Genomic DNA, 12,284 nt, shown 5'->3' on the forward strand with positions numbered 1-12,284 from the left:
GCTACTGTTGTTTAAACAATCGTTAATTTTCAGGACCGGCGGTGCTGTTTTACCTGCACCAGGCTTACGCATTTAGCGGGTGAAAGCGTCAGGGTCACTTCATCGATCACTACATTCTTGCTGAACGTGAGGCCGATACAATATGAATAAAAATCTGTGTTCTTCTTTCCGGTTTCATCTGATGCCTGCGCGGTGGTTTTTTCTCCATTGCACAGGTATTTTTTTACGAGATAATAATAATGTGTATTAAAATTTGCCCCATTGGCAATAGCCTGCAGGCGTACTTTGAAATCGTCCATCAATGCCTGGCCACCGGCACTTGGATCTACCAGGCCAATATCTGTGAGCGGCTCAGTGATATTGAGCACATAGTATACCGGCACCGGGCTTTTATCAGTGCGCAGGGTAACGGTGTAACGCCCCGGCATGTGATAGGTATAATAAGCATTTCTCCCTTTTGCATCTACCCGGCCTGTTTCACCAAAGGCCCATTCAAAGATATTGGCATCTCCTTCTGCTTCCAGCCGCAACTGCATGCCGGTAACACCGGCTGTTGGCCCGGAGATCCGTATGCTGTCCAATATTATTAAGGGTACTGTATCCTTCACCACTACAGGGAACTGCTGTTGCATATTGCCATCCACCGTGAGCCGCACAAGATAAGTGCCTGCTTCCCGGAAGCGGTAATACCCGCTCTGCTCTTTCGATTTATTACCATCCCCAAACTCCCAGCTCCATTTGGAAGCGCCAGGGGTATTGTCAGTATAGACCAGGTTTTCATTGAGGAAGATCTCATTTTTCAGCAGATGCGCATTGATCTGCGTGTTGTTAAAGAAGAGCTTGATCAGCAGGAAAACAATGGCCAGCACTAGTACAGCCAGTATGATATAAAGATAGATGCGGTTCCTGTTATCCGTACGGATGGCGTTATGCCTGGTAGTTCCTTCCATTATAGAAATATATCATCAGATTTCAGTTAGGTTGATTGCGCCCCCTGTTGAGGATGGCTTCCTGTATTCCACGCTGCGAAAGCTTACATTGGTCCAGGTCTTCTCCCAGCTTACGGATGTTACGGTAGTTACCCCGTAATTCCTTTTTATCATAGAACAGGATCTCCAGCAGCTGTGCTTCCTGGTTAAAGGTCTTATATTTCCCGTCATGTGCTTTTTTCTGGTAGGCGGCCCTCACGCTGGCAATGGCATTCAATATATCCGACTCCAGGAACAATGCAGTTACGGCAGGGTCAAAATCCATGATCCTTTTGTAGGTTGAATCAACAGTAGGCTTAACTTCATCAACTAACCGGGTGAACTGTTGTTCATCCAGCATTCTTTGTGCCAGTTTTTCCTTCATGGCTCCCGTACGAAGGTCCCTTGCTCCAAAAAGCAACCAGCACAGCAGTGCTACGGTAACGATGGTTAGGATCAGCAGGAATATGAACTGCTCCTGTCTTTCTTTAATACTCAAATGGGCCATCACAAGCTGGGTTTACGATCAAAAACGATTGAGGTTCCTTACTGCATTCCTGGTTGCCTTGCTGCATGCATCCAGCTGCTCGCGGAGGCTTTCGGAACTAAAACGGGTTTGGGAAAGGGAGTCTTTCAAACTCGCCAGCACTATTACATGCCGCGTCATTCTACGGTACAGGTCATTGGCAGGTATTGCATCTTCCCCTTCTTCCTCTTCCAAAAGACCACGCACTTTATTATTCTCCGATTGCACACCGTTGATCAGGAGTGCCTGGTTACTCAGCTCCTGCGCATCGGCATTTACATACTGGCTCAGTGCACGAAGCTTTAAGAGGATCTGATCAAAACGGCTTACCAGCTCTTCCCGCTGATAGGTAAGCTCATCATAGCGGCGCGACTGTTCAGCAAGCAGTTTCAGCTCCTGCCGGTTAGTCACAAAAAAACAGGCTATGCAGGCCACTACAAATAAGATCAATGCAACGAAGTGAGTGATGAAGTTAAAATACCCTTTATTCAGTTCATGCTGATTGATCGGCTTCATACGGAATCCATGGTTTCAGGCTTAAAACAGATACGGTCACAATAGGGCAACCGGGTTATACTTACAACAATTATGTATTATTAAAACGTCTCTATTATATGGTTACCGGGGATCTTCTCTTTTGGGTCTTTACACTCCTTATCGGGTAACATACATCCCCTGGCCCGAATATACAAACAAATATTATGCTGGAAAATGAAATTATCGCGAATTTCTTTAGATTTGAATACAACCTAATTGTTAACCGGATGAGTACCACATTCTATAAAAAACCTTTTGACTTCAGGCGCTTATTTTCCAATCAGCCACTGGAAACCTGCGATGCAGGTATCTCTATCAGCCAGCATATAGAATTGATCATTTTTTCGAGATTCGGGGAACACCGCTTCAATCCTGCATTTGGTTGTGAGGTATGGGAACTGGATTTTGAGCTCATCGTGAATGAATCCATGTGGGAGGACAAAATGAGCCAGTCTATTAAGCGCTCCGTACGCGCGCAGGAAAAGCGTTTGTATAATGTAGATGCCTTCATCCGCATAGAAGATGTAGAAAAGGTTTTTCCCCTTCGCCGTATGACGGAGATAAAGAAAAAGGTGGAGGTCACCGTAACCGGTAAACTTAACGCCACCGGAGAAAATTATACATTTGTAACCGCTTTGTTCCTGAGTCCTTTATCATCAGAATGATCATATGCAATACCCATTACATTATACATCCAAAGAAGATATCAGGGCCCGGCTTCTACAAAGTGCGGCAGACTTCTGGGGAATCCGCTCCGCAGCAGACCTGGACCCTATGGTACGATTGCTGATAGAAGCATTGAGCGGGGAGTTATATAATCTTGTGAATGATCTCCGCAATACGGAAAACAGGCTACTGAACAAGCTGGCTGCGTTACTCACGCCGGATATGCTCACCACTCCCCTGCCTGCCCATGCGCTTGCGCAGGCTTTTCCCGCAGATGCTGCAGAGTTACTGGCAGACAATAAACATTTTGTGTATTCCCCCCGCAGGCAGGCAGGTACAGACCGCAGCCAGGAAGTATTTTTTACGCCCGCGGTACCTGTAGAGATCTATGATGCCCGGATACTTTACACGGCTACCGGCAACCGCTTTTATCAGCACGATGCACAAAGGGGTAAAGTACTGCAGGCTATGAGCACCGGGCGTTACCTTCCTCCGCACACGCTATGGATAGGTCTCCGGCCACATCCCGGTATTCAGCAGATGGAACATTTCACCTGTTATTTCAATTGGCCGCATTTTGCTTTTGATCACGAGTGGTACAAATTACTTGCGCTTTGTGAATGTAGTATTAATGGCCAGGCCGTATCCCTGAAGAGCGGTTTCCCTTATGACCCTGAAAGCATACAGCCGGAGAACAGCATATTGAACAAAACGCTTGCCTTCGATACCATGCCTGTGATCATCCGCGATGTACTGGAATACTATCACGATCACTATCTTTCCTTTTCCTTCCATCCCCCTGAACATGAGCAGCAACGTTATCCGGCTGCGTTTGAAGATGTATTCAGCACACAGGACCTCAGTAAACTGCAGGAGCCTGTAATATGGCTCCGGCTTACTTTTCCGGCCGCCATACAACAGCCGCTGCTTGATAACATAGAAGTATATACGAATGCATTCCCTGTTGTGAACCGGAGGCTGCATAAGTTAAAACATCGCTTTAAAGGGGTCGGTAATATTATCCCGGTAAAACCTGAAACGCATGAGTTCTTTTTAAGCGTACAGCAGTTAACGGACAGCCACGGCAAACATTATCACCCTATTTCATACAATGAGCATGAAACACAGGGCCAGGATGCTTATTCCGTACGGCTTGGAGGAGCTGAACGTTTTGACAGCCGTAATGCCCGTGAGCTGATCAATTATCTTTTTGAACTGCTACGTGATGAAAGTGCCGCCTTTTCTGCATACGGCTACGATTTCCTGACGGATGTGCTGCAAAACCTGCAGCAAAATATTGCGCTGGTGGAACAAAAATCCCGGCATAGTTTAACAGATATGACGGAATCCACCCGCTATGTGATCGTGCGACCACAACATCCGGTAGAAGTGATGTACCTCGATTATTGGACCACGCAAAGTGAAGCTGCGCATCAGCTACGCAGCGGCTTGCCACTTATGCAGTTTGAAGGGTCGGGCGTGCGGGCAGAATCCCTGCAGTTGCTAACAAGACCTTCAGGAGGGCGCAAAGCGGCGGAACAAAACAATCTGCTACAGGCTTACAAATATGCGCTGATGACGCGGGACAGGATTGTGACGGAAGATGATATACGTAATTTCTGTATTTACGAACTGGGGGCAAAAGCTACCGGCATTGCCATAAAACGTGGTGTTATAGCATCTCCGCATCCTAATGAAGGACTAAAGAAAACAACAGATATTTATATTACGCAGGCGCCTGATCACAGCTATACATCTGAAGAATGGGAACTCACCCACCGGCAGTTGTTACAGAAGCTGAAAACACGCAGCAGCATCCTTACGCATTACAGGATAATATTACAGCAGGCCGGCTAGTCCAGCAGGCTCCAGGAGCTGCGCGTTTTTGTCTGCTCTACCATTTTCTGTTCTGCTACAACAATGTTTTCCCTTCGCTGACCTATAAACTCAAGGCTGCTTAACTTGTTCCACAGGGCGGAGAGCACCTGCATACAATCGTTCACCTGTTCCATGGAACGATGGATATTATAATGGTCATACACTACATCAATGGTCCGTACGAGGAGGTCTTCAAAATTACCCGGCGTTACATCTTTCCATTCATAAAAGTACTTGAGCATTTCTTCTTTTTCCCTTGCGCCGGGATAATGCAATGCGGAATAAAAAATATGCGCCAGGTTTGAAAAGCAACTGATCAGCATAATGGGCGGCTGCTGATGAACCATGTTACGATAGGAGAAAAAGATCTGCGCAATGTAATCCAGGATCCGTTCACAAAGCATTTTGATATTAAGGGCCAGTTGCGTTCTGTTATCCCGGGCGGTTACTTTCTCAGTGATCCGGAGGCTGCAGATCTGTATTTCATTCAGTAAAATACTAAAGCGCTCATAATAACGGATCAGGCCGGGATGGCTGGTGATAGCCACTGCCGGGGGAATATACTGCTCGTTCACGGACACGCGGCCGTTTTGCCTGGAAAGCTGGCCTATTACCAGGTGATTCAATCCCATTTCTCCTGCTTCAACCTGGCTGGCCGGGAGCATGGACAGTTCATATTGCAGCGCGGCATAAGGATGCCGCGGCGGCGTTTCTCCAGGATCCGGTATTCCCGCAGGCACCCGCTCATAAGGGTTTACACCCAGTACAATGCTAAAATGCGAAGGCTGCCCCTCTGCATCCTCTTCCCCTGTAAATGAGAATTGTTTAACCAGTTGCTCATTATATTCACCGGGTACAAAATGAATACGTACACCGCCTGCGGTAATAGCGCTGCATTGGCGCAGCCTTACTTCTACCTGGTTAATGCGCTCATTGATCTCAAAATCACAGGAAAGGCGCTGCCCGCGGAATGGGGGCAACAGGCCAAAATCATAATTGCGCAGGAACATGGAAGTGGTATCCCGGAGGCTATCGGTAAAATGGTTTTCAGTATCAATGAACTGCCGGCGGGAGATCTTCATGCCATCGATCCAGTTCACTGCAGGATGTTTTACAGGAAATAACATAACAATACTTTTCTGTGTATGAACAAATGGGCTGGCGTCAGAGGATCACCACCCTGTCTTCCCCTCCGGCTTCTTGCTGCAGGCGGGTTACCCTTCTTGCAAAAATAGTATACCGTTCCCGGACCTCGTTCTTTTCTACCGTCAGCGAAGGGTCTATAAATCGCTTTCTTTTAAAGAAAGAGGGTTTCAGGTAAAATATCCATCCAAAAGGTTCTCCTTCTCCTGACACATAGTGAATGCCATTACGGGGAAATTTCAGATTATAATCGTCTATAAATTTTTTGAACCAGTCTCCGAAGGCCATATCCGGCGGGGCTTTCACTTTCACTTTCAGCGGTAATGGATCGCTTGCCCCTTTAAAGAGCTGCACTTCCAGTACCTTCAGTTTGTCCAGGTCTACATCATACATGTCCAGCTGGGGAACATTTTCCGGGTAATACCATACGGTGTAGATCTCCGAAGGGATGCTGATCATGGCCATATAAGCCCACCAAAAAACAAGTGGTATGAAAAACGCCAGTATAGAAGTAGCTGCCAGCCAGCCATAGTCCAGGTCGCTTAGCCAGTTAAAAGCAAGCTGATATAAATATATACCCAGCAAGCCGGCAATAAGGCCCAGTAATATAAGCATGCCTTTACGGCGTTCCAGGGCTTCCGGAACATGCCTGGAAAGCAGGTAAACAGCCAGTATGCCCAGTAACAGGTACGCCACCTGGCCCAGTACATAACCCCAGGGCATAAATTGCAACCTGAGGGCGCCAAGTAAACCCGGTATGCCCAGCAAAATCGCGGAAAGTAGCAGCACCACCACCAGCTGGCGGTTCCCCATAATCCGGTTCTTCTTATTCAGGACTACCATAACAGCAGCCATAATAACGGCTACCAGCGGGAAAAGAATATAGCTAACAAAGGTAGATTTTACATCCATGGTCTATGGTCACAACAATTATCAGGAAAAATATGTAATTATTCCAAAGATTATACCAGTAAAGGGTTAAATTTCCGGTACATCCCGGTTTGCCGGGTTCCATTGTGAAAATAAGCCAATTATTAGATTATGGAAGACATCCCATCATTTAATCTCAATAATTTTGATACAGACTATAAAGCGGTTGTACTGGCAGCAGAACTGGTGGAATCAGGCTTTGATATCAACCAGCTGTTCATCTGGCCATCAGGCAGCAGCCAGCGTAATTTTTCGAAGGACGTGCTTTCTGTGGAATGGCATACTACAGAAAACGGATACAAACACCTGCTTTGTATAAAAAGCAGTCGTGAAGGCCTTTACGATATGCTCCCCGAAGGTCTTTTTCATCAGCCTATCCCCTATTCTTCCACCCGTAGTACGGAAGATATCATAGATCAGATCAGGCTTCATAAGCAGGAAGAGAAGGAAGCCCGCAAATTTTTTCTCCCCCTGGAAGCAGAGATCAACCTGTTCCGCATACTCATTGAGCTAAGGGAAAACAAGATCGACAAAAAGAATATTTATGATGATCTCATCAAAATATTCCATCCCGGTTGGGAGATCTTTTCTTTGCTGGACCAGCAGCAGTCCAATATTTTCCTTCATATGATCCCCTTCCTGCATAGTGCAAAAGGTGATCTTCAAAAACTGGAAGACCTTGCATCGCTGCTGTTACAAATGCCTGTAACCATCAGCACTGAAGCGGCGGGAGTAATGCAGTCAGATCATCAAAGCCGGATGGGCGAATGTTCGCTGGGTGTGGATATGATATGTGGTAACGTTTTTAATGAAGGTGATGAAACCCTGGTGATCAACATAGGCCCCGTGCCTGCCCAAATGGCTATGCAATTGTTCCCCGGTGAACGCGCTGAAAAGATCATGCGCTGGCTCGTTGCTTATTTTGTACCGGCAGAAACAGCCGTGCGTTTACAAACAGATATTATTCCGGAAGAAAGGATGCTGGTGCTCGACAAGGATGCAGTATTGGGTTATACCGCTTTTATTTAGAATGGGCTCTTTTTACTAAAACACACATCTCCCTTCCAGTATCCTGGTAGCAATAACGACCAGCTCAGAGAACTTACTGGGTTTAGTAATAAAATTCATGGCCCCCATCTGGCGGGTCTGATCTACATCTTCTTTCAGCTGAGAGGTGGAATACATGATCACCGGAATATCAGTGAGAGTACGATTGGCTTTTAATTTCAGCAGGCATTGTTTCCCGTTCATCCGCGGCATGTTCATGTCCAGGATGATCAGGTCAGGAAGATCCTCCTGCGGGCAGGTTTCCAGCAGTTTCAGTGCGGCCACCCCATCTTTACTAAAGGTACATTGCACGGACGCATCTACATGATGCAGGGCGTCCCGGAACATTTCTGCATCATCAATATCATCATCCACAATAAGAATACTGGTATAAGTCTTGCCCATAGAATACAAGTAGGACTGCAAATTTAGTTCTATTTTTGCATACCTTAAAGTCATAAATCGGTGATAACTATGAAGAACTGGTACCTGGCCTGCACACTGTCTGTTTTCCTTTTATCGGGTTGCGAAACCACCCAGCAGATCCTGAATTCCCTTCCGCCAACCACTACTACCGGCGGCGTTAACACCATGCAAATTGCGGCAGGCTTAAAGGAAGCCCTGACCATTGGTACCCAGAACAGCGCCAACCGGCTTTCTGCTCCCAACGGCTTTTTTGCGAATGCGGTGCTGAAAATACTGATGCCGCCGGAAGCGCAGAAAGTGGAAACTACCCTGCGGAATGTAGGTTTGGGCAGTGTGGTGGATAAAGCCGTACTGGCCATGAACCGTGGTGCGGAGGAAGCTGCCAAATCGGCTACACCCATCTTTGTGAATGCTATCCGCCAGATGAGCATTACAGATGCACTCGGCATCCTGAGAGGGGGTGATTTTGCTGCCACTAATTACTTCAAACAGAAAACAACAGCAGCCTTAACGAGTGCATTCCGCCCTGTGATCACTGATGCACTGGGTAAAGTGAATGCTACCCGGTACTGGGCGGATGTATTTTCCATGTATAATAAATTCTCCAAAACACCGGTTAATACAGACCTAACTGCGTATGTGACAGAAAGGGCCATAGATGGTATTTTCCATGAAGTGGGTCTGGAAGAACAAAAGATCCGCAGGGACCCTGCGGCCCGGGTGACCGAACTTCTAAAAACAGTTTTTGGCAGTGCGTTGGCGCAAAGGAATTAATATCGGCGGATGGCACTGTATGCAGGAGAACAGCCAATGCCACTTATTTACCGGGCAACACTGTGTGCAGGAACAGCCAATACCATTTATTTACCGGGCAGCACTATGCGCAGGAACAGCCAATGCCACTTATTTACCGGGCAACACTGTGTGCAGGAACAGCCAATGCCACTTATTTACCGGGCAGCGCTACGCACCGGAACACCCAAACCAGCCACTACTTTTTTAAACTGTGCGGCCATCTCCTCAGATACCTCCGCTGGTTTGAACTGCACCTTTTTCACATCTCCGCCAAACAGGGTCTGGTACCAGACAAGTGATCCCAGGTAGCAGCCTGCTTTGTTAGCATGGTTGGCGTCAAAGTCCAGCTTATTATTATTCCAGCGGTATCCCACATGCAGAGAGTTTGTTTGATCCGGTAAAGCCGGAGAAACCGCCGTTTCAAAATTGAAGGTCTTATCTTTTTTATAGGCCCAGGTTGGATCAGTAGTGATTGCACGGAATGCATCTCCTACAGGGATCAAAGCAATGTTCAATTCGTCTGCGATAGTATGATAGGCAGCCCTTACGTGCTGGTGCATGTCTGCAGCATCAACAGCGCGCTTCTCTCCTGCTATTCTTCCAAATGATTTGGCATCACTGCGGTAAGCCCAGATCTGGTGGATATAGATCTTTGCATTGGGTTGTATGGACCTGATAAAATCGTAGAGTTTACGGGCATAAGGACGGTAGGTTTCCGGATCGCCGGAGAGCAGGGAATACTGCTGAATGGTAACAATGTCCCAGGTACCGTTAGAAAGCAACTGGCGGAGTGATTTGCCGCCATAGGCTTTACCGGCAGGGTCTGAAGTATCTTTTTCTGCTGTTTCAACCAGTTTCCAGTGTCTTTCCATAGAGCAACCGCCCAACTCTGCGCGGCCGGTTTCCAGTTCTATGCCACCTTCTTTTGTGAGTTGTGGCAGGAATGTGGCTGCATTCTGAGAAAAGCTGTTACCAATAATGAACAGGCGGTATTTCTTCTGCGCCTGCGCCGTGAAGCAAATGCTGCAAAGTACCAGCAGGCAAATTTTGAATCGTAAAAGCATGCTGGTAAAATAGAGCTTATACGTTAATAATCAAAATCCCTTCAGTTTAAATGCACCTGCGGATCAGTTTCCATACTGTAAAACTGCCTCACCAGGTCACTAACATCCAGCAATGGCATCACCGTGCTGGAGATCAGATCGATCTTACACGGGTCCTTTTCAAAAAGCTCTGCGCAAATGTACCAGACGCCATCGTCAGCACGGGCAATGAGTGTTACATGGATCAGTTGCTTTTTCATTGTATCACTGTTTAGGTTTTTCAAAATCTTTCAGGATCTTCTTCAATTGAATACCCCGGCCTAAGACCGGCTTAAAAATATCTCCCTGGCTTTTGATACGTTCCAGTGCATTATTGATCGTAAAATCCTTCATCTTTAATCCTTTCTTCACTTCCTCCCAATGCAAAGGCATAGATACCGTAGCACCCGGCTTGGGACGTAAGGAATAAGGTGCGGCCAGTGTAGCCTTGGGCCTGTTCTGCAGGTAATCCACATACAATTTGCCGCTCCTGTTACGCGTCATGCGTTCAATGCTGGTAAAACGCGGCAATTCATGATGCACCTGTGCGGCAATCCATTTCGCAAAAAGCTGGCATTCATCGTACGTGTATTTTGCCTGCAGGGGGATGTAAATATGGATACCCGTAGAACCGGAAGTTTTAGGATAACCGGTTACGCCAATCGCATCCAGCACCTGTTTTGTTACCCTCGCGGTTTCTATCACCTGCTCAAAGCTGTTCTTTTCTGTAGGGTCCAGATCGATCAGACACCAGTCCGGATGATCCGGTTTTTGTATACGGCTGTTCCAGGGATTCATTTCAATGGCTCCCAGGTTAGCCATGTACAAGAGGCTGGCCTCATCTTCCACCACCAGGAAATTCTTGTCCTTTCCATCGCTGGTATGATAGGGGAATTGCTTCACCCATTCCGGTGCTTTACCTGTTACATCTTTCTGATAAAAACTCTTTCCGTCAATGCCATTAGGGAAACGGTTCATGGACTGCGGGCGGTCTTTCAGATATGGCAGGATGTAGGGCGCTACCTGGTAATAGTAATTGAGCATATCCCGCTTAGTATATTTCTCTTTGGGCCAGAAGATCTTGTTCAGGTTAGTAAACTTCAGTTCATGCCCTTTTACTTTTCTCACCTGTGTTACTTCTGCCGGGTTCAGCAAAGTTTTGCGGCCTTGTTCTTCCGGCGCTTTCAGCATCTTACTTTTCACAACAGGAACAGCTTTTTCGCGGATCACCTCTTTTGCTTTTTTATCTTCCCGCATCGCTTCAAAGGAAGGATGGCGCATCACTCCATCTGCTGTTATTTCTGCATAATTCACCTCACATACCAGTTGCGGCTTCAGCCAGGTGGCCGCTGCCTTGGGGGGATTGGGCCGGAAACGGGAAGGTTTGTTCACATCCGGCAGAAAGGAGAAAGGCATTTTCTTTGTTATCAGCGGGCGGAATTTTGCCATCAGTTCCTTTTGCAGGGTATCTGAAAAACCTGTTCCTACTTTCCCGGTATAAACAAATTCATTGCCTTCATAAACACCTACCAGTAAGGAGCTGAATGCTTTTGCAGAACCTTCGTTCTTTGTAAAACCACCGATCACTACTTCATGCCGCCTGCTCAGTTTGATCTTCAGCCACTCCCTTGTACGCTCCCCGATATGATAAGTACTATCTGCCTTTTTTGCGATGATCCCCTCCAGGCCTATCTTCCGGCCTGCTTCCAGTAATTGTTTTACCGGCGTGTCAAAACTTTCGCTTATGCGGATAATACCGCCGGGGGGCAACTGCTGCTTTAATAATTCCCTGCGTGTGGAGAGCGGCTCGGCAGTAAGGTCTCTCCCATCCAGCCATAAAAGATCAAATACATAATAGATCAGTGTACCATCTGCTTCACTCCGCCAGTTCTGCAGGGAAGCAAAATCAGAGCGGCCGGCATCATTGAGCACCACTATTTCTCCATCCACCACACCACGGATCTTCCATGCTTTTACGGCTTCATAAACAGGATAGAATTTATCATTGAATGATTTATTGTTCCGGGAAATAAGTTCCGTTCTCCGGCCGTCCCGGACAGCTATTGCCCGGTACCCGTCCCATTTCACCTCAAATAACCAGCCCTCGCTATCAAATGGTTTGTTAACCAGTGTAGCAAGCATTGGACTGATAGTTGCAGGTATCTTGGCCAATTTGCCCGGAGCGCTCTTTTTCATGTAAAAACAGGCTAAACTTCGTGCCAATGTTGAGCGTTATCTATAAATAACAGCAGATCATCGCATTACGGGCAGAAATGGAAAGAATAA

Annotated in this window: 13 protein-coding genes; 4 read left to right on the forward strand and 9 right to left on the reverse strand. The window is 46.9% G+C overall.

Features of this window, described 5'->3' with window-relative positions; all coding sequences use genetic code 11:
* Positions 1-29 precede the first annotated feature (29 nt).
* From AAHN97_RS15470 to AAHN97_RS15480, 3 genes are read right to left on the reverse strand one after another with little or no spacing between them, the layout of a single operon-like run.
* Positions 30-950, reverse strand: a complete 921-nt coding sequence (locus AAHN97_RS15470) for a PKD domain-containing protein (protein WP_343302949.1) — start codon at positions 948-950, stop codon at positions 30-32.
* Between the two features lie 22 nt (positions 951-972).
* A complete protein-coding gene (tssO, locus tag AAHN97_RS15475; RefSeq protein WP_343302950.1) occupies positions 973-1,476 on the reverse strand; it encodes a type VI secretion system TssO in 504 nt (167 codons plus the stop codon).
* Positions 1,477-1,494: 18 nt separating this feature from the next.
* Complete coding sequence (locus AAHN97_RS15480; protein WP_343302951.1) at positions 1,495-2,010, reverse strand: hypothetical protein; 516 nt, start codon at positions 2,008-2,010, stop codon at positions 1,495-1,497.
* A 248-nt stretch (positions 2,011-2,258) separates the two neighbouring features.
* Between AAHN97_RS15480 and AAHN97_RS15485 the strand changes: the two genes are divergently transcribed.
* The gene (locus AAHN97_RS15485; protein WP_343302952.1) at positions 2,259-2,696 is read left to right on the forward strand and encodes a GPW/gp25 family protein; all 438 of its coding nucleotides are present in this window, start codon (positions 2,259-2,261) and stop codon (positions 2,694-2,696) included.
* Between the two features lie 4 nt (positions 2,697-2,700).
* Positions 2,701-4,554 carry a hypothetical protein gene (locus tag AAHN97_RS15490; protein ID WP_343302953.1) on the forward strand — a complete coding sequence of 618 codons (1,854 nt, stop codon included), beginning with the start codon at positions 2,701-2,703 and terminating at the stop codon, positions 4,552-4,554.
* Here the strand turns inward: AAHN97_RS15490 and AAHN97_RS15495 are convergent.
* Both AAHN97_RS15495 and AAHN97_RS15500 read right to left on the reverse strand, forming a co-directional pair.
* Positions 4,551-5,702 (reverse strand): hypothetical protein, encoded by a 1,152-nt coding sequence (locus tag AAHN97_RS15495; protein WP_343302954.1) that lies wholly within the window; start codon positions 5,700-5,702, stop codon positions 4,551-4,553. The genes AAHN97_RS15490 and AAHN97_RS15495 overlap by 4 nt on opposite strands.
* Positions 5,703-5,739: 37 nt before the next feature.
* Positions 5,740-6,630, reverse strand: a complete 891-nt coding sequence (locus AAHN97_RS15500; protein WP_343302955.1) for a TssN family type VI secretion system protein — start codon at positions 6,628-6,630, stop codon at positions 5,740-5,742.
* Positions 6,631-6,759: 129 nt separating this feature from the next.
* On the opposite strand from AAHN97_RS15500, the gene AAHN97_RS15505 reads away from it, so the two are divergent.
* Positions 6,760-7,677, forward strand: coding sequence for a type VI secretion system baseplate subunit TssG (locus AAHN97_RS15505; RefSeq protein ID WP_343302956.1), 918 nt, complete (start codon positions 6,760-6,762; stop codon positions 7,675-7,677).
* A gap of 15 nt (positions 7,678-7,692) precedes the next feature.
* On the opposite strand, the gene AAHN97_RS15510 is transcribed toward AAHN97_RS15505, so the two are convergent.
* Complete coding sequence (locus tag AAHN97_RS15510; protein WP_343302957.1) at positions 7,693-8,100, reverse strand: response regulator; 408 nt, start codon at positions 8,098-8,100, stop codon at positions 7,693-7,695.
* Between the two features lie 69 nt (positions 8,101-8,169).
* Here AAHN97_RS15510 and AAHN97_RS15515 point away from each other — a divergent pair, with 69 nt between their 5' ends.
* Positions 8,170-8,895: a DUF4197 domain-containing protein gene (locus AAHN97_RS15515; RefSeq protein ID WP_343302958.1), complete on the forward strand. Its 726-nt coding sequence runs from the start codon at positions 8,170-8,172 to the stop codon at positions 8,893-8,895.
* Between the two features lie 176 nt (positions 8,896-9,071).
* Here the strand turns inward: AAHN97_RS15515 and AAHN97_RS15520 are convergent, their stop codons facing one another.
* From AAHN97_RS15520 to ligD, 3 genes are read right to left on the reverse strand one after another with little or no spacing between them, the layout of a single operon-like run.
* Positions 9,072-9,980 carry a DUF4886 domain-containing protein gene (locus AAHN97_RS15520; protein WP_343302959.1) on the reverse strand — a complete coding sequence of 303 codons (909 nt, stop codon included), beginning with the start codon at positions 9,978-9,980 and terminating at the stop codon, positions 9,072-9,074.
* Positions 9,981-10,021: 41 nt separating this feature from the next.
* Positions 10,022-10,219 (reverse strand): hypothetical protein, encoded by a 198-nt coding sequence (locus AAHN97_RS15525; protein WP_343302960.1) that lies wholly within the window; start codon positions 10,217-10,219, stop codon positions 10,022-10,024.
* 4 nt (positions 10,220-10,223) lie between these two features.
* Positions 10,224-12,194, reverse strand: coding sequence for a DNA ligase D (gene ligD / locus AAHN97_RS15530; protein WP_343302961.1), 1,971 nt, complete (start codon positions 12,192-12,194; stop codon positions 10,224-10,226).
* Positions 12,195-12,284: the final 90 nt, after the last annotated feature.

It is taken from the genome of Chitinophaga niabensis (assembly GCF_039545795.1).
GTDB classification, from domain to species: Bacteria; Bacteroidota; Bacteroidia; order Chitinophagales; family Chitinophagaceae; genus Chitinophaga; species Chitinophaga niabensis_B.